This window comes from Bacillus pumilus (assembly GCF_024498355.1).
GTDB lineage: Bacteria > Bacillota > Bacilli > Bacillales > Bacillaceae > Bacillus > Bacillus pumilus_P.
Genome location: NZ_CP101833.1, coordinates 1564906 through 1586676 on the forward strand (window position 1 = coordinate 1564906; position 21771 = coordinate 1586676).

At 41.9% G+C, this 21771-nt stretch carries 16 protein-coding genes; all 16 read left to right on the top strand.

Annotated elements, in window-relative coordinates; translation table 11 throughout:
• Positions 1 to 7 precede the first annotated feature (7 nt).
• The 16 genes from NPA43_RS07860 (at position 8) to rimP (ending at position 21764) form a co-directional block, all read left to right on the top strand.
• The gene (locus tag NPA43_RS07860) at positions 8 to 544 is read left to right on the top strand and encodes a Swarming motility protein SwrB (protein ID WP_099725844.1); all 537 of its coding nucleotides are present in this window, start codon (positions 8 to 10) and stop codon (positions 542 to 544) included.
• Between the two features lie 154 nt (positions 545 to 698).
• A complete protein-coding gene (gene rpsB, locus NPA43_RS07865) occupies positions 699 to 1433 on the top strand; it encodes a 30S ribosomal protein S2 (protein WP_024426991.1) in 735 nt (244 codons plus the stop codon).
• 91 nt (positions 1434 to 1524) lie between these two features.
• Complete coding sequence (gene tsf, locus NPA43_RS07870) at positions 1525 to 2406, top strand: translation elongation factor Ts (RefSeq protein ID WP_008354465.1); 882 nt, start codon at positions 1525 to 1527, stop codon at positions 2404 to 2406.
• 134 nt (positions 2407 to 2540) lie between these two features.
• Positions 2541 to 3263: a UMP kinase gene (gene pyrH / locus NPA43_RS07875; RefSeq protein ID WP_008344767.1), complete on the top strand. Its 723-nt coding sequence runs from the start codon at positions 2541 to 2543 to the stop codon at positions 3261 to 3263.
• Position 3264: 1 nt separating this feature from the next.
• Positions 3265 to 3822 (top strand): ribosome recycling factor, encoded by a 558-nt coding sequence (frr, locus tag NPA43_RS07880; protein WP_024424150.1) that lies wholly within the window; start codon positions 3265 to 3267, stop codon positions 3820 to 3822.
• Between the two features lie 129 nt (positions 3823 to 3951).
• The gene (locus NPA43_RS07885) at positions 3952 to 4734 is read left to right on the top strand and encodes an undecaprenyl pyrophosphate synthase (protein ID WP_099725843.1); all 783 of its coding nucleotides are present in this window, start codon (positions 3952 to 3954) and stop codon (positions 4732 to 4734) included.
• Between the two features lie 12 nt (positions 4735 to 4746).
• Positions 4747 to 5541: a phosphatidate cytidylyltransferase gene (locus NPA43_RS07890; RefSeq protein WP_099725842.1), complete on the top strand. Its 795-nt coding sequence runs from the start codon at positions 4747 to 4749 to the stop codon at positions 5539 to 5541.
• Positions 5542 to 5580: 39 nt separating this feature from the next.
• A complete protein-coding gene (dxr, locus tag NPA43_RS07895; RefSeq protein WP_256499562.1) occupies positions 5581 to 6732 on the top strand; it encodes a 1-deoxy-D-xylulose-5-phosphate reductoisomerase in 1152 nt (383 codons plus the stop codon).
• Positions 6733 to 6738: 6 nt separating this feature from the next.
• A complete protein-coding gene (gene rseP / locus NPA43_RS07900) occupies positions 6739 to 8004 on the top strand; it encodes an RIP metalloprotease RseP (protein ID WP_099725840.1) in 1266 nt (421 codons plus the stop codon).
• Between the two features lie 80 nt (positions 8005 to 8084).
• Entirely contained in the window at positions 8085 to 9782 is a 1698-nt protein-coding gene (locus NPA43_RS07905; RefSeq protein WP_256499563.1) for a proline--tRNA ligase, read from the top strand.
• A gap of 73 nt (positions 9783 to 9855) precedes the next feature.
• Entirely contained in the window at positions 9856 to 14169 is a 4314-nt protein-coding gene (locus tag NPA43_RS07910; RefSeq protein WP_099725838.1) for a PolC-type DNA polymerase III, read from the top strand.
• Positions 14170 to 14597: 428 nt separating this feature from the next.
• A complete protein-coding gene (locus tag NPA43_RS07915) occupies positions 14598 to 16448 on the top strand; it encodes a glycoside hydrolase family 9 protein (protein ID WP_256499564.1) in 1851 nt (616 codons plus the stop codon).
• Positions 16449 to 16480: 32 nt separating this feature from the next.
• Complete coding sequence (locus NPA43_RS07920; RefSeq protein WP_256499565.1) at positions 16481 to 18586, top strand: glycoside hydrolase family 48 protein; 2106 nt, start codon at positions 16481 to 16483, stop codon at positions 18584 to 18586.
• A gap of 85 nt (positions 18587 to 18671) precedes the next feature.
• The gene (locus NPA43_RS07925) at positions 18672 to 19898 is read left to right on the top strand and encodes an endo-1,4-beta-xylanase (RefSeq protein ID WP_256499566.1); all 1227 of its coding nucleotides are present in this window, start codon (positions 18672 to 18674) and stop codon (positions 19896 to 19898) included.
• A gap of 21 nt (positions 19899 to 19919) precedes the next feature.
• Complete coding sequence (locus tag NPA43_RS07930; protein WP_230030158.1) at positions 19920 to 21050, top strand: glycoside hydrolase 5 family protein; 1131 nt, start codon at positions 19920 to 19922, stop codon at positions 21048 to 21050.
• 240 nt (positions 21051 to 21290) lie between these two features.
• Positions 21291 to 21764: a ribosome maturation factor RimP gene (gene rimP, locus NPA43_RS07935; RefSeq protein ID WP_003211398.1), complete on the top strand. Its 474-nt coding sequence runs from the start codon at positions 21291 to 21293 to the stop codon at positions 21762 to 21764.
• Positions 21765 to 21771: the final 7 nt, after the last annotated feature.

A 21771-nucleotide genomic window follows, 5' to 3' on the forward strand; every position in this document is an offset into this window, starting at 1 on the left:
AAAAAATATGTTATGGCTGATTAGCTTTATGCTTCATGCTGCACTTATTTATTTTGTGATCATTTTATACACGAGAATGAATTCGCTGAAGGCAACTGAACAAAAGCAGCGAGAGCTTTTAGAAGAAACGGAAAATACCCTGGCTGCATTTTTGATGGAAGTCAAAGAAGAGAATGACAAACTATCAAAAGCTGCAGCCGCTTCCCCTGATTTTTTTGCTGAAGAGCTGAAATCGGATCTTCAGACACCAAAGCAACCACAACCAACTGAATCCCAGCAATCGGTAGAAAGTGAAGATCCAGTACCAGAGCACCTGTCGGCTCTCCTTAGCGAGGTTGAGGTGCAGGAAGAGAAGGTAAACGAACCCGTTCCAAATCTTGAAACAGAAGCTCCTGAGCCTTCTGAAAATGAAATAGAAGAAACATTCCAAGATCAAGTGAAGGCCTTATATGATCAAGGGCGGTCACTAGAAGAAATAGCGAAAGAATTGAAAACTGGTAAGACAGAAATCGAGCTTTTATTAAAATTTAGCGGAAAGCTGTAAAGGATTCTTGATTGTCAGTCCATCATGTGTTATATTATTTCTTGGTGTTAAATACACACGCTTGATGATTCATATGAAGGTGCTGCGTGGCGCAGTTTTATGTGAACATGACTTAAGCGGAGGAAAAAAAACCATTATATTAGGAGGCAACAAAATGTCAGTTATTTCTATGAAGCAATTGCTAGAAGCTGGTGTTCACTTCGGTCACCAAACTCGCCGTTGGAACCCAAAAATGAAGCGTTACATCTTTACAGAGCGTAATGGTATCTACATCATCGATCTTCAAAAAACGGTGAAAAAAGTAGAGGAAGCTTACAACTTCACGAAAAACCTTGCTGCTGATGGAGGAAAAATCCTTTTTGTTGGTACGAAAAAACAAGCGCAAGATTCAGTGAAAGAAGAAGCAATCCGTTCTGGTATGTTCTATGTAAACCAACGCTGGCTTGGTGGAACGTTAACAAACTTTGAAACAATCCAAAAACGTATCAAGCGTTTGAAAGATATTGAAAAAATGCAAGAAAACGGTACTTTCGAAGTTCTTCCTAAGAAAGAAGTCGTTCAACTGAAAAAAGAATTAGAGCGTCTTGAAAAATTCTTAGGCGGAATCAAAGACATGAAGAGTCTTCCGGATGCACTTTTCATTATCGATCCTCGTAAAGAGCGTATTGCAGTTGCAGAAGCTCGTAAACTGAATATCCCAATCATCGGTATCGTTGACACAAACTGTGATCCAGACGAAATTGATGTTGTGATCCCTGCAAACGATGATGCAATCCGTGCTGTAAAACTTCTAACTGCTAAAATGGCAGATGCGATTCTTGAGTCTAAACAAGGCGAAGAAGAAGCTGTTGTAGAAGAAACGACAGAAACTGAAACAACAACTGCGTAACCTATTCAAAAGGTGATAAGAGGGAAATGCCTTTTATCACCTTTTTTTCACCTAGTAATCCGTGTTTTAACATAGAAGGAGGAAATGTAAAATGGCAATTACTGCTCAATTAGTTAAAGAACTGCGTCAAAAAACGGGTGCAGGTATGATGGACTGTAAAAAAGCGTTAACAGAAACTGATGGTGACATCGACAAAGCAATCGATCTTCTAAGAGAAAAAGGAATCGCAAAAGCTGCGAAAAAAGCAGACCGTATTGCGGCAGAAGGATTAACTCTTATCAAAACTGACGGCAACACAGGCGTTATCCTAGAAGTGAACTCTGAGACTGATTTCGTTGCGAAAAACGAAGGATTCCAAACACTTCTTAACGAACTTGCTGATCATTTACTTGCTGCTAAACCTGCAACAATTGAAGAAGCTCATGCTTCTAAAATGGAAAACGGTTCAACAGTTGAAGAGCATATCACATCTGCAATTGCGAAAATCGGAGAGAAAATCACTCTACGTCGTTTCTCTGTCATCACGAAAGAAGATAACGCAGCATTCGGTTCTTACTTGCACATGGGCGGACGCATCGGTGTATTAGCGGTTCTTAACGGAACAACTGATGAAGAGCTTGCAAGAGACATTGCAATGCACGTTGCTGCTGTAAATCCTAAATATATTTCTCGTGACCAAGTGTCAGAAGAAGAAGCAAACCGTGAGCGCGAAGTATTAACGCAGCAAGCACTTCAAGAAGGAAAGCCTGAAAACATCGTAGCTAAAATGGTAGAAGGCCGTCTAAACAAATTCTTCGAAGAAATTTGCTTACTTGACCAAGCGTTCGTTAAAAACCCAGATGAAAAAGTGAAACAAGTTGTAGGTGCGAAAAACGCAACTGTTCAAACTTATGTTCGCTACGAAGTGGGCGAAGGTATCGAAAAGCGTCAAGACAACTTTGCTGAAGAAGTGATGAGCCAAGTGAAAAAATAATGTTTGAAAAGCTCTCTGGGGCTTTTTTAGGGAGCACAAGCACTGTGTTCCCTATTTTTTAGAGGATATTGATTTACAAAAGGCGGTTTCTTACGCATAATAAGAGACGGTATAGTTTACACTTGGAGGTTATCATGAGCAAACCGAAATATAATCGCATTGTACTGAAGCTAAGTGGCGAAGCACTAGCAGGTGATGCTGGAAATGGAATTAACCCAACTGTCATTCAATCAATTGCAAAGCAAGTAAAAGAAATTGCAGAACTTGATGTTGAAGTTGCAGTCGTTGTAGGCGGAGGAAACCTTTGGCGCGGTAAGACAGGCAGTGACTTAGGAATGGACCGGGCAACAGCAGACTACATGGGCATGCTTGCAACAGTGATGAATTCACTGGCGTTACAGGACAGCCTAGAAACGCTTGGTATTCAGTCTAGAGTACAAACCTCTATCGAAATGAGACAGGTTGCAGAGCCATACATAAGAAGAAAAGCGATCCGTCATCTTGAGAAGAAACGTGTCGTGATTTTTGCTGCAGGTACTGGTAATCCTTATTTCTCTACAGATACAACTGCAGCACTTCGTGCAGCAGAAATTGAAGCAGATGTCATTTTAATGGCGAAAAATAATGTAGATGGTGTCTACAGTGCTGATCCTCGTACAGATGCGGATGCAGTAAAATATGATAAGCTTTCATATCTTGATGTACTAAAAGAAGGGCTTGCTGTAATGGATTCTACTGCGTCCTCATTATGTATGGACAATGACATTCCATTAATCGTATTCTCCATTATGGAAGAAGGAAATATTAAACGTGCCGTAAATGGCGAATCAATCGGAACGATCGTGAGGGGGAAATAACGTGTCAAAAGAAGTGTTGAACCAAACAAAAGAAAAAATGGAAAAAGCCGTTCAAGCATACGGACGTGAACTAGCAACTGTTCGCGCTGGTAGAGCAAATGCTTCACTACTAGATAAAGTGACAGTTGATTATTACGGTGCACAAACACCACTCAACCAAATTGCGTCAATTACAGTGCCAGAAGCACGTATGCTGATTATCACACCTTACGATAAAACAGCGATCGGTGATATCGAAAAAGCGATCCAAAAGTCTGATCTTGGCATCACGCCAACAAGTGACGGAAATGTGATCCGCATTGCGATCCCTGCGCTAACAGAAGAAAGACGTAAAGAGCTTGTGAAAGTTGTGAAAAAATACTCTGAAGAAGCAAAAGTAGCTGTTCGTAACGTTCGTCGTGATGCAAACGATGATTTGAAAAAGCTTGAGAAAAATGGGGAGATCACTGAAGATGAACTAAGATCATCTACAGAGGATGTTCAAAAATTGACAGATGAATATGTCGCTAAAATTGACGACGTGACGAAAGATAAAGAAAAAGAAATCATGGAAGTTTAAGAAAAAACTATGTACAATAGATAATAGTGAAAAGACCCTCTTCATGTTTACAGGGGGTTTTTTTGTTAATACTGTTGATGACTATATTATTAGCGGGAACGCAACCTTTTTGGGTGATGGAGGAATCTCATGCTCAATATACTCAAAAATTGGAAGAATCAGCAAACAGCAGCTTCCAACTTAGAAAGCCTGACAAAAGAAGACATATTAAATGGAGAAATTCCTGAACATATCGCCATTATCATGGATGGGAACGGAAGATGGGCGAAAAAACGCGCTCTTCCACGGGTAGCAGGACATCATGAAGGAATGAAAGTCGTCAAGCGCATGACAAAGCTTGCAAATGAGCTGAATGTCAAAGTGCTGACTTTGTATGCTTTTTCTACGGAAAATTGGAAACGTCCAAAACTAGAAGTAGACTTTTTAATGAAGCTTCCTGAAGAATTTTTAAACATCTATCTGCCTGAACTCATCGAGGAAAATGTTCGTGTGCGCTTAACAGGTGATCCAGACGGCCTCCCGCAGCATACAAAAAGAGCGGTAGAGAACGCAGTGAAGAGTACGGTGAATAATAACGGACTCGTTTTAAACTTTGCGCTCAATTATGGAGGGCGAACAGAAATCGTCTCAGCATGCAGACAAATTTCTGAAAAAGTCAAAGAAGGTAAGCTTAGAGCAGAAGACATCACAGAAGAGATGTTTTCAGCTTATTTAATGACAGAATCTCTTCAAGATCCGGATTTGCTTATTCGCACGAGTGGAGAAATTAGATTAAGCAACTTTATGCTTTGGCAAATTGCGTACAGCGAGTTTGTCTTTACGGATGTGCTTTGGCCTGACTTTTCTGATGAGCATCTTATAGGCGCTATCGGAGAGTACCAGCGTCGCGGCCGGAGGTTCGGTGGAATTTAGAGGGTGGTGCAGATGAAACAAAGAATTTTGACGGGTGTTTTGGCAGCTGCAGTGTTTTTATTTGCTGTTATTTATGGACAGATGCCTTTTACCCTGCTGATTTATTTAATGGGAAGTGTCGCTCTCTTTGAGCTTCTGAGAATGAAAAAGATTTCGATTTTCAGTTTTCCTGGTATTGTCAGCTTAATATTGCTTTGGCTTTTAATGGGCGGAGAGAATGGTTTCTTCCCGAACGTAGACGCATCAAAAATGCAGATTGCTTTATTTGCAATCTTAATACTTTTAACTTATACAGTTTTGAGCAAAAACTCTTTCACATTCGATGAGGTTGCTTTTGTTATATTAGCCACATTATATATTGGCGTCAGTTTCTATTATTTTATCCAAATTAGAGGCTTATATGGCATGAGTGCGATCTTCTTCGCAGCGGTGATTATTTGGTCTACTGACTCAGGTGCCTATTTTATTGGGAAATCTATGGGGAAACGAAAGCTTTGGCCAGAGATCAGCCCAAACAAAACAGTAGAAGGATTTATCGGTGGAATCGTCACAGCGGTCGTGTTGTCACTTGTGTTTCAGGCGGTTACAGGATTTTTGCCATCATATCTGCTTGTTATGTTTATTACGCTTTTGCTAAGTATTTTTGGACAGCTTGGCGACCTTGTGGAATCTGCTTTAAAGCGTCATTATCACGTGAAGGATTCAGGGACAATACTCCCTGGTCATGGCGGGATTTTGGACAGGTTTGACAGCTTTTTATTCGTTCTGCCGTTTTTATATTTATTGCTGGCCACATTTGCTAGCTAACCTCATAGAAACTTATTGAACGAGAGAAGGAGTGGCAATTTGAAATATATTTCGCTATTAGGCGCAACAGGATCAATTGGAGAACAAACATTAGATGTGATCAGGCAGCACCATGATAAATTTAAGCTGAAAGCCATGACGTTTGGCAGAAATGTAGATAAGGCTATTCCTATCATTGAGCGTTTTCAGCCTGAATTCGTCGGGTGTTTAGACGAAGAGACCTATCGCACGCTAAAAAGTCATTCATTTGAATACGATGTCAAGATGGCTGCAGGTGATGAAGCCAACATCGAGGCAGCGACCTATGATGCAGTGGACGTTGTGGTCAATGCACTTGTAGGAAGTGTTGGGCTTGTTCCAACATTAAAGGCCATTGAACAAAAAAAGACGATTGCACTCGCAAATAAGGAAACACTTGTGACAGCTGGTCATATAGTAAAAGAGTACGCCAAAAAATATGATGTACCTTTACTTCCTGTCGATAGTGAGCACTCCGCTATTTTCCAATGCCTGCAAGGTGAACAAGCTAAAAACATTGAACGTTTAATCGTGACAGCTTCAGGTGGTAGTTTCCGAGATAAAAAGCGAACTGAACTTGAAGGTGTTACGGTTGAAGAAGCGCTGAATCATCCGAACTGGTCAATGGGAGCAAAAATTACAATTGATTCAGCGACCATGATGAATAAAGGGCTCGAGGTGATCGAAGCGCATTGGTTGTTTGACATACCATATGATCAAATTGATGTGCTGTTACATAAAGAGAGCATGATCCATTCGATGGTAGAATTTCACGACAAAAGCGTCATGGCTCAATTAGGTACACCTGACATGAGAGTGCCCATTCAATATGCACTCACTTATCCTGACAGGGCGCCATTAAAAGAAGCGAAATCATTGAACCTTTGGGAGATTGGACAACTAAATTTCCAAAAAGCGGATTTTGACAGGTATCGCTGCTTACATTTTGCTTATGAATCAGGTAAAATAGGAGGGACAATGCCTGCTGTGCTCAATGCAGCAAATGAAATTGCAGTGGATGCATTTCTAAAAGGCAAAGTGACGTTCCTGCAAATTGAAGAATTGATTGAAAAGGCACTAATTAGACATCATGTGATTTCAAAGCCTAGTTTGCAAGATATCCATGAAGTGGACAAAGATACACGAAACTTTGTTCAATCAATCCTCACATAAGGTGGTATGTTCGTGAATACAGTGATTGCGTTTATTATTATTTTTGGAACGCTCGTTTTTTTCCACGAGCTTGGCCATTTAATTATGGCGCAGCGCGCGGGTATTTTATGCCGCGAGTTCGCAATTGGTTTTGGGCCGAAGATTTTCTCCTTTAAACGAAAAGAAACCGTTTATACCATTAGACTTCTACCTATCGGTGGATTTGTCAAAATGGCAGGGGAGGACCCTGAAGTCATTGAAATTAAACCAGGTCATACAGTGGGACTCTTATTCAATGAGCAAAATGAAGTAGAAAAAATCATTTTAAATGATAAAGAGAAATATCCTGATGCACTTGTCATCGAGGTCGAGCAGATTGATTTAGATCATGCCATGAGAATCTCAGGATATGAAGCTGGAAATGAAGATATTCTGACTGGCTACAATGTGAGTCAAACAAGTTTCTATATCGCAGATGGTGAAGAAATTCAAATCGCACCATACAATCGTCAATTTGGTTCGAAATCGGTATGGCAGCGTATTAAAGCCATCGCAGCTGGTCCGATCATGAACTTTATCCTGGCATATGTGATTTTAGTGGCTTTAGGTTTTATTCAAGGTGTAACTGTAGATGATCCTGTGCTCGGTAAGCTCACGAAAGATGGCCGAGCGGCGCAAGCTGGTCTCATGCAGGGGGATGAAATCGTTTCGATTAACGGGGATAAAATGAATTCTTGGACAGACGTGGTTCAAACGGTTCAAAAAAACCCCGAGAAAAAAATGAATGTCGTCATTGACCGAGACGGCAAAGAAAGCAACGTGCAGGTTGTACCAGAAGCTGTGAAAGCAGACGGGAAAAACATTGGCCGTTTTGGGTCATACCCGCCAACGGAAAATGGATTTTTAAAAGTCATTTCATCTTCGGGAACGACTGTGATATCAACGGCAGGTCTGATCTTAACGAACTTGCAAAAAATTGTCACAGGACAATTTTCACTAGATATGCTGGCAGGTCCTGTCGGGATCTATGACATGACAGGAGAAGTAGCCAAACAAGGTGTGTTAACATTAATGCAGTTTGCGGCGTTCCTCAGCATCAACTTAGGAATCGTCAATTTATTACCGATTCCTGCATTAGACGGAGGACGTTTACTTTTCTTATTTGTTGAAGCCATTCGCGGTAAACCAATTAATCGTGAGAAAGAAGCACTTGTTGTCTTCATCGGTGTTGCTTTCCTCATGCTGTTAATGCTAGTGGTTACGTGGAACGACATCCAGCGATTATTTTTATAAAAACCAATGTCTCTTGTTTCTCATCTTGGGAAACAAGAGTTTTTGTGAGAAGTCCTATTTCATAAATGAGGTGTAACGACATGAGACAATCCCTGACTTTCATTCCAACTCTTCGAGAGGTGCCGGCAGATGCTGAGGCAAAAAGTCATCAGCTATTAGTAAGAGCTGGATTCATTAGACAAAATACAAGTGGAATCTATCACTACCTGCCGCTGGCTCATAAAGTGATCCAGCATATTCAATCCATTGTTCGCAAGGAAATGGAAAAGGCAGGAGCAGCTGAGCTGTTAATGCCAGTGCTGCAGCAAGCAGAAATGTGGCAAGAGTCAGGAAGATGGTATACATACGGTCCAGAACTCATGCGTATGAAAGATCGTCATGGCCGCGAGTTCGCGCTTGGCCCAACGCACGAAGAAGTGATCACATCACTAGTACGCAGTGAAGTGAAATCGTATAAGAAGCTTCCTTTGACACTTTATCAAATTCAATCAAAATTCCGCGATGAACAAAGACCTCGTTTTGGACTGCTGCGCGGACGTGAATTTATTATGAAGGATGCTTACTCATTCCACTCTTCACCAGAAAGTCTTGATGACACATACAACAAAATGTTTACGGCTTACTCTAATGTGTTCGCCAAAGTGGGTCTTAATTTTAGACCAGTCATTGCAGATTCTGGTGCAATGGGAGGAAAAGATACGCATGAGTTCATGGCGCTGTCAGAAGTAGGAGAAGATACAATCGCTTATTCTGATACTTCTTCTTATGCAGCGAACATTGAAATGGCTGAGGCTGTGTATCAAGGAGAAGAAGCAAATCCTGCGGACTTTAAAGAACTTGAAAAAATACACACGCCGCAAGTAAAAACGATTCAAGACGTGGCTGCATTTTTAGAAGTAGCTCCATCGGCATGTATCAAGTCTGTTTTGTTTAAAGCGGATGATGCGTATGTTCTTGTCCTCACTAGAGGTGATCACGAAGTAAATGATGTGAAAGTAAAGAACTTGGTTGGAGCACAGCTTGTAGAGCTTGCTTCACGTGAAGAAGTGCTAGAAGTCATTGGAACAGAGCCTGGATTTGTTGGACCTGTTAAGCTAGAAGCAGAAGTAGCTATTTATGCAGACCTCGCTGTAAAAGGAATGACAAATGCAGTTGCAGGTGCAAACGAATCTGATTATCACTATGTCAATGTCAACGCTGCACGTGATGTATCAGTGAAAGAGTTTACAGATCTTCGCTTGATTCAAGAAGGAGACGCCTCTCCAGACGGAGAAGGCACAATCCAGTTTGCAAAAGGAATTGAAGTAGGACAAGTCTTTAAGCTGGGCACACGTTATTCTGAGGCCATGGATGCAACGTATCTCGATGAAAATGGACGCGCGCAGCCAATGATCATGGGCTGCTATGGCATCGGTATCTCTAGAACCCTTTCAGCTATTGTTGAACAGCATCATGATGATAAAGGCATTATCTGGCCGGAAACCGTTGCGCCATATGACCTTCATCTCCTTGCCTTAAACATGAAAAATGAAGCACAAAAAGAACTGGCTGAAACGTTATACGAGCGCTTAGAAGATGAGGGCTTTGACGTACTTTTTGATGACCGCCAGGAGCGAGCAGGAGTGAAATTTGCAGACAGTGACTTAATTGGCCTGCCAGTTCGCATTAGCTGCGGGAAACGTTCAGAAGAAGGTATTGTAGAAGTGAAGTTTAGAAAATCAGGTGAATCACATGAAGTATCTGTTGATGAACTGATTTCATTTATACGCCAAGCATAAAACGAACAAAAAAATGAAGGTACCTCCTGTAGAAAAGAGGTACCTTTCTGATTTACAAAAGGAGGGTCCTGTCTTGGATGAACAATTACCGATCACCCGGCGGCAATTTCATATATTACTCAATCAGATTCAAATGACAGATGATGACCTCAGTCGTTACTTTGAAGAAGGTGAAATCGTCAAATTGACGGTGCATAAGGCGACGAAAACGTGGCATTTCCTTTTTAAATTTAAGGCACTTCTGCCTTACAAGGTATATGCAATGTTTCTGAGCAGGCTGACAAATGCATTTTCTCATATTGCACAAGTCACTTGTACGATTGAAGTCAATGATCCGCACATATCTGAGGAGCTTGTGCAATCGTATTGGTCACATTGTGTGGAAGAGCTTCAAGGAATTTCTCCCCCAATCATCAGCTTGCTTCAGCAGCAAAAACCGGCGCTGTCTGGGCATAAAATCATCATCAAAACGAAAAGCGAAACAGAGGCTTTGGCCATCAAAAAGAAGTACAGCCCAATGCTCCAGGCTGCATTGAAACAAGTTGGTTTTCCAGAGCTGCAATTTGATACAGAAATTTTTGTATCAGATCAAGAGATTCAGAAGTTCAGAGAACAAAAGCTTGCTGAAGACCAAGAAAGAGCGATGCAAGCCCTCACTGAGATGGAGAAGAAAGAAAGTGAGGATCAGGAGGAAGCGCCATCAGGCCCTCTGATGATTGGATATCAAATCAAAGACAATGAAGAAATTCGTACGCTAGATAGTATTATGGACGAGGAAAGAAGAATCACCGTCCAAGGCTACGTGTTTGATGCAGAAACGCGCGAGCTGAAAAGCGGCAGAACGCTTTGTATCTTTAAGATCACGGATTATACAAACAGTATTTTGATCAAAATGTTTGCGAGAGAAAAAGAAGATGCCCAGCTCATGAAATCCTTGAAAAAAGGGATGTGGGTGAAAGCAAGAGGAAGCATTCAAAACGATACGTTTGTCAGAGATCTTGTCATGATCGCCAATGATGTCAATGAAATGAAACCTCAGCTCAAAGAAGATACAGCACCTGAGGGTGAAAAGCGTGTTGAGCTTCATTTGCATTCCCCAATGAGTCAAATGGATGCTGTCACCGGCATCGGCAAGCTTGTTGAACAAGCAAAAAAATGGGGGCATGAAGCGATTGCTCTTACAGATCATGCCGTTGTGCAATCCTTTCCAGATGCGTATGCAGCAAGTAAAAAGCATGGCATCAAAATGATGTACGGTGTGGAAATCAACTTAGTCGATGATGGGGTGCCGATTGCATATAATCCAGAGCACCGCTTGTTAGAGGATGCGACGTTTGTCGTATTTGACGTAGAGACAACCGGGCTTTCTGCTGTTTATGATACGATCATTGAGCTTGCAGCAGTGAAAATAAAAGGCGGGGAAATCATTGACCGCTTTGAGGCATTTGCAAATCCTCATCACCCGTTATCAGCAACGACCATTGAGTTAACTGGTATTACCGATGATATGGTCAGAGATGCACCAGATGTCGTTGATGTTGTTCGGGATTTCAAAGAGTGGATTGGACAAGACATCCTTGTTGCGCACAATGCGAGCTTTGATATGGGCTTTTTAAATGCAGCGTATAAACGTCTGTTAAAAACAGATAAAGCATCAAATCCTGTCATTGATACACTTGAACTTGGCCGATTCCTTTACCCGGAATTTAAAAATCACCGGCTGAACACACTTTGTAAAAAGTTTGATATTGAACTCACGCAGCATCACCGCGCCATTTATGACGCAGAAGCGACAGGCTACCTGATGCTGAAGATGCTAAAAGATGCGGCTGAAAAAGAGATTGCCTACCATGATCAACTGAATGAAAACATGGGTCAGTCCAATGCTTACCAGCGCTCACGTCCTTACCATGCGACAGTGATTGCGAAAAATGAAACGGGACTCAAGAATTTATTCAAGCTTGTTTCACTTTCTCATATTCATTATTTCTACCGGGTGCCTCGCATTCCGCGCTCACAGCTTGAGAAATATCGAGAAGGTTTGATTGTTGGGTCGGCTTGTGATAAGGGTGAGGTTTTTGAAGGAATGATGCAAAAGTCGCCTGATGAGGTGGAAGACATTGCAGCATTTTATGACTATTTAGAGGTTCATCCGCCAGAAGTGTATCAGCACCTGCTACAGCTAGAGCTTGTTCGAGATGAACGTGCATTAAAAGAAATTATCACAAATATTGTGAAGCTTGGTGAAAAGCTGAATAAACCGGTCGTGGCGACTGGGAACGTGCACTACCTGCATCCAGAGGACAAAATTTATCGTAAAATCTTAATTTCATCACAGGGTGGTGCCAATCCACTTAACCGTCATGAACTGCCAAAAGTGCATTTTAGAACGACAGATGAAATGCTTGAAGCGTTCTCCTTCTTAGGAGACGAGAAAGCAAAGGAGATCGTCGTGACGAATACGAAAAAGGTATCTGAGATGGTCGAAAGCATTAAACCAATCAAAGATGATCTTTATACACCAAAAATTGAAGGTGCAGATGAAGAAATACGGGAAATGAGCTATCAAATGGCACGCAGCATCTACGGAGATGAATTACCGAAAATCGTAGAAGACCGTATTGAGAAGGAATTAAAAAGTATTATTGGTCATGGCTTCGCCGTCATTTATTTAATCTCTCATAAGCTCGTTAAGAAATCACTAGATGATGGATATCTTGTTGGTTCAAGGGGATCTGTCGGATCATCCCTTGTGGCGACATTAACAGAGATTACAGAAGTGAACCCACTTGCACCGCATTATGTATGCCCAAGCTGTAAGCACTCTGAGTTCTTTAATGACGGATCTGTTGGTTCAGGCTTTGACCTTCCTGATAAAGACTGTCCAGAATGTGGTGCGCCGTATAAAAAAGACGGACATGATATTCCGTTTGAAACGTTCTTAGGTTTTAAAGGAGATAAAGTGCCTGATATCGACTTGAACTTCTCAGGAGAATATCAGCCGCTCGCACATAACTATACAAAAGAGCTGTTCGGTGAAGAATATGTATACCGCGCAGGCACAATCGGTACCGTTGCAGAAAAAACGGCATATGGATACGTGAAAGGCTATGCAGGTGATCATAATCTTCATATGAGAGGCGCAGAAATCGACCGGCTCGTGCAAGGATGTACAGGGGTAAAACGGACAACGGGCCAGCATCCAGGTGGTATTATCGTTGTGCCGGATTATATGGACATTTACGATTTCTCCCCAATTCAATATCCAGCGGATGCGACAGGAGCCGATTGGAAAACGACGCATTTTGATTTCCATTCGATCCATGATAACTTGCTGAAGCTAGATATACTTGGACACGATGATCCAACTGTCATTCGTATGCTTCAGGACTTAAGCGGAATCGATCCAAAAACCATTCCAACAGATGACCCTGAAGTCATGAAAATCTTCCAAGGGACAGAGCCTCTTGGTGTCACAGAAGAGCAAATTGGCTGTAAAACAGGAACACTTGGCATCCCAGAGTTTGGGACAAGATTTGTTCGGCAAATGCTTGAGGATACAAAGCCAACTACCTTCTCAGAGCTCGTTCAGATCTCGGGTTTATCACACGGTACAGATGTATGGCTCGGGAATGCGCAAGAGCTTATACACAATAAAACGTGTGAACTAAGCGAAGTGATTGGCTGTCGTGACGATATTATGGTCTATCTCATCTATCAAGGACTAGAACCGTCACTTGCCTTTAAAATCATGGAATCAGTTCGTAAAGGAAAGGGACTTCCTCCTGAATGGGAAGAAGAAATGAAGAATAATAACGTACCAAACTGGTATATTGATTCTTGTAAAAAGATCAAATACATGTTCCCTAAAGCCCACGCGGCTGCTTATGTATTAATGGCTGTTCGGATAGCTTACTTCAAGGTGCATCATGCGCTTCTGTACTACGCGGCATACTTTACCGTTCGTGCGGATGACTTTGATATCGAAACCATGACAAAAGGATCGAATGCGATTCGAGCTGTCATGGACGATATTAACTCAAAAGGTCTAGATGCATCACCGAAAGAGAAAAACCTATTAACTGTACTAGAGCTTGCACTTGAAATGTGCGAAAGAGGCTACCATTTTAAAAAAGTCGACCTATACCGCTCAAGTGCAACAGAATTTATCATAGATGGAGATGGGTTAATTCCGCCATTCAACTCGATCCCTGGGCTCGGAACGAACGTTGCGCTAAATATTGTACGCGCACGTCAAGATGGTGAATTCCTTTCAAAAGAAGATCTACAAAAACGAGGGAAAGTCTCTAAGACCATTCTTGAATATTTGGATCGTCAAGGCTGCTTAGAATCACTGCCTGATCAAAACCAGCTTTCTTTGTTTTAATGTGATAAATGAAGAGCGCCCTAAAAGGGGCGTTCTTTTTATTGTAGACGATAATTTTATTATGTTAACTAACAAACATTTTTCACCAATTGGAATTATTTTCTTAATCGTTCATATATCTTGATTTAACGTGATGTTTTAAGAGAAGCGGTTGTGTGTCATTCTTTCTACCCAAATAGAGCAAAAAAGAGAATTTCGCCGTCTGAAATGTTCTCATCCGACATATGATCATTCTGGGTACAGTCACAAGGAGAATCAAGAAAACCTTCGATGAGCGTAAAGCTGATTGCTGTTTACTATGCTTATTTTTGAAACATGTTTGATTCTTTTCAAAACTGTACAGATCACGCACCAAATAAAAAGGAGGTGGTTCGTCTATTGATCAATGTTTCACGTTGCACGAAAAAGAAGGGGTGAACAGTAGGGAAATGTCATCTTATAACTATGTAGAGGTTCTTCAAAAATCAATTTTGTTCTACGAGGCGCAGAGGTCTGGAAGGCTCCCTAATAACAACCGTCTCAACTGGCGGGGTGATTCTGGACTAGAGGATGGGAAGGATGTGGGCCATGACTTAACAGGCGGCTGGTATGACGCAGGTGACCATGTGAAATTTGGACTTCCGATGGCTTACTCTGCAGCCGTGCTTGCATGGACAGTATATGAATACCGAGAAGCTTATGAAGAGGCAGACTTGCTGGATGATATGTTAGATCAAATCAAGTGGGCAACCGATTATTTTTTGAAAGCACATACAGGTCCGAACGAATTTTGGGCGCAAGTAGGTGATGGGAACGCTGATCATGGCTGGTGGGGACCAGCAGAAGTGATGCCAATGAGCCGGCCAGCTTTTAAAATTGATGAACACTGTCCAGGGACAGAAGTAGCTGCACAAACTGCGGCAGCTTTAGCAGCAGGTTCTATCATTTTTAAAGAGACTGATGCGTCATATGCAGCAAAGCTTCTCACACATGCAAAACAGCTTTATGCATTTGCTGATCAATATCGCGGCGAGTATACAGATTGTGTCACCAATGCTCAGCCGTTTTACAACTCATGGAGCGGCTATATTGACGAGCTCATTTGGGGAGGAATATGGCTGTACTTGGCGACAAATGAACAGTCATATTTAGATCAAGCGTTAAAGGCGGTAGAAGAATGGCCGAAAGATTGGGATTATACGTTTACCATGTCGTGGGACAATACTTTTTTTGCTTCACAAATCTTACTCGCAAGAATCACGAAGGAGAAAAGATTTATAGAATCGACAGAGCGTAATCTCGATTACTGGACCACAGGTCTTGTTCAAAATGGAAAAGTAGAAAGAATCACTTATACGCCTGGCGGTTTGGCGTGGCTGGATCAATGGGGGTCACTTCGTTATACAGCAAATGCAGCATTTTTAGCCTTTGTATACGCTGATTGGGTTTCTGATCAAGAAAAAAAGAATCGATACGAAACGTTTGCTATCAAGCAAACACACTATATGCTAGGTGATAATCCGCTAAATAGAAGCTATGTCGTTGGGTTTGGTCAAAACCCGCCGATGCATCCACATCACCGAACTGCACATGGCTCATGGTCTAACCAGCTGACAAATCCTCCATATCATCGGCACACTCTTTATGGAGCGCTTGTTGGGGGCCCTAATGCACAAGATCAATATGTCGATGACATCTCTGATTATGTATCAAACGAGGTAGCGACTGACTATAATGCCGCCTTTACTGGAAATATAGCCAAACTGGTGCAGCTGTTTGGTAAGGGACAATCCAAGCTACCAAATTTTCCGCCTAAAGAAAAGGTGGAGGATGAGTTTTTTGTGGAGGCAGCTGTGATGAATAACGATACAACATCTACTCAGATAAAAGCGATTTTATACAATCGATCAGGCTGGCCTGCAAGAAGCAGTCAAACACTTTCTTTTAGATATTACGTCAATCTTAGCGAGGTTTTTACAAAGGGATTCACTGAAAGAGATATTCAAGTGACGTCAGCCTACAATGAAGGCGCTTCCCTATCTCCGTTAACGGTATATGACACATCATCCCATGTATATTTTACAGAAATCGATTTTACTGGCGTAGCTATTTTTCCTGGAGGAGAATCACTGCATAAGAAGGAAATACAATTTCGATTATCTGCGCCAAATGGTGCGAATATATGGGATGCCTCAAATGATTATTCCTTTCAAGGGTTAACATCCAGTATGCAAAAAACAGCGAGGATTCCCGTCTTTGACAATGGTGCTTTAGTATTTGGCACGCTTCCAGACAAATAAAAATCAACTATATCAATTTAAAGGGTGAGGACATGACAAACAAAGAACGGTTTTTAACGCTTTATCATCAATTGAAAAATGATGCGAATGGATATTTTTCACCAGAAGGTATTCCGTATCACTCAATCGAGACGCTCATTTGTGAGGCTCCTGATTATGGGCATATGACAACTTCAGAGGCATATAGCTACTGGCTATGGCTTGAAGTTTTATATGGACATTACACAGGAGATTGGAGCAAGCTAGAAGCTGCTTGGGACAATATGGAGAAATTCATCATCCCAGTAAATGAAGACGGAAATGACGAACAGCCACATATGAGCTCTTACAATCCGTCAAGTCCAGCGACATATGCTTCAGAAAAGCCATATCCAGATCAATATCCAAGCCATCTGAGCGGCGCTCGTCCTGCTGGTCAAGATCCGCTTGATAGCGAACTGAAATCAACGTATGGGACAAATGAAACGTATTTAATGCACTGGCTCCTTGATGTAGACAATTGGTATAGCTATGGAAATTTACTCAATCCATCACATACAGCCGCATATGTAAACACATTTCAGCGTGGTCCGCAGGAATCAGTATGGGAGGCCATCCCTCATCCATCACAAGATGATAAAACATTGGGAAAGCCGAATGAAGGTTTCATGAGCTTGTTCACAAAAGAAAATCAAGCGCCAGCTGCCCAGTGGCGCTATACAAATGCGACGGACGCTGATGCGCGTGCTGTACAGGCGATGTATTGGGCAAAGGAACTTGGCTATAATCAGCCAACCTACCTTGATAAAGCAAAAAAAATGGGTGATTTTCTCCGTTACGGTATGTACGATAAATATTTTCAAACAATTGGAAGTGGAAAGCAGGGCAATCCGTCTCCTGGGAATGGAAAGAGTGCCTGTCATCACTTAATGGCATGGTATACCTCTTGGGGCGGGGGACTTGGAGATTATGCAAATTGGTCATGGCGTATTGGTGCGAGCCATTGTCACCAAGGGTATCAAAACCCCGTCGCTGCTTATGCTTTATCCTCAGATAAAGGAGGCTTAAAGCCATCGTCAGCTACGGGTGCAAGCGATTGGGAGAAAACGTTAAAGAGACAGCTTGAATTTTACGTATGGCTTCAATCAAAAGAAGGAGCGATTGCAGGAGGCGCAACAAACAGTTGGAATGGAGACTATAGTGCTTATCCTGCAGGAAGAAGCACATTTTACGATATGGCATATGAAGATGCGCCTGTTTACCATGATCCTCCGTCTAATAACTGGTTTGGGATGCAGGCATGGCCGATCGAGCGCGTAGCAGAGCTTTATTACATTTTTGCGAAAGATGGAGACAAAACATCTGAAAATTTTCAAATGGCCAAATCTGTCATGACAAAATGGATCAACTATTCATTAGATTATATTTTTATTGGCACACGTCCTGTGACGGACCAAGAAGGGTATTTTTTAGATGGTCAAGGACAAAGAATTCTAGGGGGGACGGATGTTGCTGTTGCGACAACGAGTGCACCTGGAGAGTTTTGGCTTCCTGGAAATATAGCTTGGAGCGGACAGCCTGATACTTGGAATGGGTTCCAGTCTGCGACAGGAAATCCAAACTTAACAGCTGTAACAAAAGATCCAACTCAAGATACTGGCGTCCTAGGGAGTCTGGTCAAAGCCTTAACATTCTTTGCGGCTGCCACAAAGAAAGAGACAGGAAACTATACAGCCCTTGGCATAAGAGCAAAAGATATAGCTGCACAGCTCCTTGATGTTGCATGGAATTACAATGATGGCATTGGAATTGTCACAGAGGAAGAAAGAGAAGACTACTATCGCTTCTTTAAAAAAGAAGTATATTTCCCAAATGGGTGGAACGGAACATTTGGTCAAGGGAATCCAATCCCTGGTGCCAACACCACCCCGTCTGATCCACAGCGGGGAGGTAATGGAGTCTATACGAGTTTTGCAGATCTTCGTCCAAAAATTAAACAAGATCCAGCATGGTCTGCACTTGAGAGTAAGTATCAAGCATCGTTTAATGAAGCAACAGGCAAATGGGAAGATGGAGCGCCTGTTTTCACTTATCACCGCTTCTGGTCGCAAGTTGATATGGCTACTGCCTATGCTGAATATCATCGTCTCATCAACTAGTAGGTCAAAATCAAGCTGCCGGCTTCTATTGGCCGGCAGTCTAATAGGAAATAATAAATCCACTGAAAGTAAGGGTGATTACAACATGGTCAAAGAAAGAAGCTTTATTCATCATTCATTAAACAGGGATGAAAATGGGCAAAAAAATCAAATGTGGAAAAAAGAGGCGAATGATCGAATCTCAGAGCATAGACAAAGAGAGCTTGTTATAAACGTCATAAATGGTGAAAAAAAGCCAGTAGCAGGTATAGAGGTTGAAGTGAAACAAATTAGGCATGAATTCGCATTTGGTTCAGCAATGAATGACCAAGTGTTATTTAATCAACAATATGCTGATTTTTTCGTGAAGCATTTTAATTGGGCTGTTTTTGAAAATGAGGCAAAGTGGTATGCGAATGAGCCAGAAAGAGGGAAAATCACCTACGAAAAAGCAGATGCCATGCTGAACTTTGCAGATAGACATCAACTTCCAGTGAGAGGGCATGCTTTGTTTTGGGAAGTAGAGGATGCGAATCCAAGCTGGCTGAGGTCACTGCCGAATCATGAGGTGTATGATGCCATGAAAAGGCGGCTTGAGCATGCGGGCAATCATTTTAAGGGAAGATTCCGTCATTGGGATGTAAACAATGAAATGATGCATGGTTCATTTTTTAAAGATCGCTTCGGGAAAAATATTTGGAAGTGGATGTATGAAGAAACGAAAAAAATTGACCCTCAAGCGCTGCTGTTTGTGAATGATTATAATGTGATCTCATATGGCGAGCATCATGCTTATAAAGCGCATATCAATGAACTTCGTCAGTTAGGGGCGCCAGTTGAGGCAATTGGTGTACAGGGACACTTTGAAGATCGGGTGGATCCAGTCATTGTAAAAGAAAGACTCGATGTACTAGCTGAGCTTGGTCTCCCCATTTGGGTCACAGAGTACGACTCTGTTCATCCAGATGCTAATAGAAGAGCGGATAACCTAGAGGCTTTATATCGCGTTGCTTTCAGTCATCCGGCGGTAAAAGGTGTGCTGATGTGGGGATTTTGGGCAGGTGCCCACTGGCGAGGTGAGCACGCAGCCATCGTTAATTATGATTGGTCTTTAAATGAAGCAGGAAAACGTTATGAAAAGCTTCTAAAGGAGTGGACAACACAAAGAGTTGAAAAAACAGATGCTAGCGGGAAAGTGGCATGTCCAGCGTTTCACGGAACATATGAGGTTCGAATTGGCCAAGAAAGTAGGATGTTAAAGCAGCAGACGATTGAACTTGATTCAAATGAACAAACACCGCTTCAACTAGATGTTATCGTTCCTGCAGAATGATAGATTGTGAGGAGAATTTAAATGAAAAAATGGGCTCAACTGGTGCCTTGTTTTATACTCGTGATAGCTTTATGGGCTGGCTGGTTCTCTCTTACCGTAAAGGCCGCTTCTTTTGTGCAAACGTCTGGTACACAATTTTTGTTGAACAATCAACCATTTTACTTTGCTGGCACAAACAACTATTATTTTCATTACAAATCAAAAAAGATGGTAGATGCTGTTTTTGACGATATGAAAGCAATGAATCTAAAGGTCATTCGTATTTGGGGATTTCACGATGGAGCTCCTCAAGAGAACTCAGTTTTGCAATCTAGTCCAGGGGTTTATGAAGAATCGGGTTTTCGAAAATTAGATTATGCGATTCATAAAGCAGGGCAAGAAGGCATAAAGCTAGTCATCCCGCTAGTCAACAATTGGGATGATTTTGGCGGAATGAATCAATACGTTAAGTGGTTTCAGGCAGGCTCACACGATGCCTTTTATACTGATTCTCATATCAAAAATGCTTACAAAAATTATGTGCGCTATGTATTAGAGAGAACCAATACGTATACCGGTGTTCAATATAAAGACGATCCTGCTATTATGACATGGGAGCTTGCCAATGAGCCACGTGTGCAGTCTGATCCTACAGGGAATATATTAGTGAATTGGGCAAATGAAATGAGTACATGGATCAAATCGATAGATCAGCATCATCTTGTTGCAGTAGGAGATGAAGGATTCTTTCGCATAACAGGACATGACGATTGGTTGTATGGAGGCGGAGAAGGCGTGGATTGGGACCGTTTGACCGCTCTGTCCAATATCGATTATGGAACCTATCATTTATATCCAGATCACTGGAACAAGTCAGCCGCTTGGGGAGTGAAATGGATTGAAGACCACATCACCCGCGGGGAGGCGATAGGAAAACCTGTTGTGCTAGAAGAGTTTGGTTATCAAAATCAATCAGTGCGTCCAGAGGTCTACCGAAGCTGGCTGTTAGCGATTGAGCGGCTCGGAGGGGCAGGCAGTCAATTTTGGATTTTAACAAGCATTCAAGACGATGATTCGCTCTATCCTGATTATGACGGTTTCCGAATCATAAAGGAGAGCAGGGAAGCATCACTCATCAGTGAACATGCAAAAAGAATGAACGAAAAGAACTGATGACGAATGCCCGTTTATAAGGAACTTCATTTGCATAAAAAAATTGGATATGGTATAGTTTTTATGGAAATGCTAACGATTACCGAGACAAGAGTGGGGAAACCCGCTCTTTTGTATTGAACAGGCAATTTTTGTCTCGACATTATTCATCCGTTTTCTGCTCCCCCTGCTCACATAAAGCAGGGTTTTTATGCAGAATGATTGATAAGAGCGTTTATCGAAAGCACAAGGAGGAAGAGAATGAGCAAAAAAGTAGTGGATGTCGTAAGCGAAATGGTGCAGCCAATTTTAGATGGCTTACAGCTTGAACTCGTTGATGTTGAATTTGTCAAAGAGGGTCAAAACTGGTTCCTTCGCGTGTTTATTGACTCTGATAAAGGCGTCGATATCGAAGAGTGTGCCAAAGTGAGCGAAGCCTTGAGCGAAAAGCTTGATGAGGCAGATCCGATTAGCCAAAACTACTTTCTTGAAGTGTCCTCTCCTGGAGCGGAGCGCCCATTAAAGAAAAAAGCTGATTTTGAAAAAGCACTTGGAAAAAATGTTTTCATGAAAACATATGAACCAATTGATGGTGAAAAAGCGTTTGAAGGTGAGCTTACAAGCTTTGATGGTGAGATTGCAACAGTGACAGTGAAGATCAAGACAAGAAAGAAAGAGATCAATATCCCATATGAAAAAATAGCGAACGCAAGATTAGCAGTTTCGTTCAATTAACCTTTCC

Excerpts from the sequence above, each read along its gene's own strand:
- NPA43_RS07860 (WP_099725844.1), top strand. The coding sequence starts at position 8 with ATGTTATGGCTGATTAGCTTTATGCTTCATGCTGCACTTATTTATTTT.
- NPA43_RS07920 (WP_256499565.1), top strand. The coding sequence starts at position 16,481 with ATGACAAACAAAGAACGGTTTTTAACGCTTTATCATCAATTGAAAAAT.
- rimP (WP_003211398.1), top strand. The coding sequence starts at position 21,291 with ATGAGCAAAAAAGTAGTGGATGTCGTAAGCGAAATGGTGCAGCCAATT.
- pyrH (WP_008344767.1), top strand. The coding sequence starts at position 2,541 with ATGAGCAAACCGAAATATAATCGCATTGTACTGAAGCTAAGTGGCGAA.
- NPA43_RS07915 (WP_256499564.1), top strand. The coding sequence starts at position 14,598 with ATGTCATCTTATAACTATGTAGAGGTTCTTCAAAAATCAATTTTGTTC.
- rpsB (WP_024426991.1), top strand. The coding sequence starts at position 699 with ATGTCAGTTATTTCTATGAAGCAATTGCTAGAAGCTGGTGTTCACTTC.
- NPA43_RS07925 (WP_256499566.1), top strand. The coding sequence starts at position 18,672 with ATGGTCAAAGAAAGAAGCTTTATTCATCATTCATTAAACAGGGATGAA.
- NPA43_RS07930 (WP_230030158.1), top strand. The coding sequence starts at position 19,920 with ATGAAAAAATGGGCTCAACTGGTGCCTTGTTTTATACTCGTGATAGCT.
- rseP (WP_099725840.1), top strand. The coding sequence starts at position 6,739 with ATGTTCGTGAATACAGTGATTGCGTTTATTATTATTTTTGGAACGCTC.
- tsf (WP_008354465.1), top strand. The coding sequence starts at position 1,525 with ATGGCAATTACTGCTCAATTAGTTAAAGAACTGCGTCAAAAAACGGGT.
- NPA43_RS07905 (WP_256499563.1), top strand. The coding sequence starts at position 8,085 with ATGAGACAATCCCTGACTTTCATTCCAACTCTTCGAGAGGTGCCGGCA.
- NPA43_RS07885 (WP_099725843.1), top strand. The coding sequence starts at position 3,952 with ATGCTCAATATACTCAAAAATTGGAAGAATCAGCAAACAGCAGCTTCC.
- NPA43_RS07890 (WP_099725842.1), top strand. The coding sequence starts at position 4,747 with ATGAAACAAAGAATTTTGACGGGTGTTTTGGCAGCTGCAGTGTTTTTA.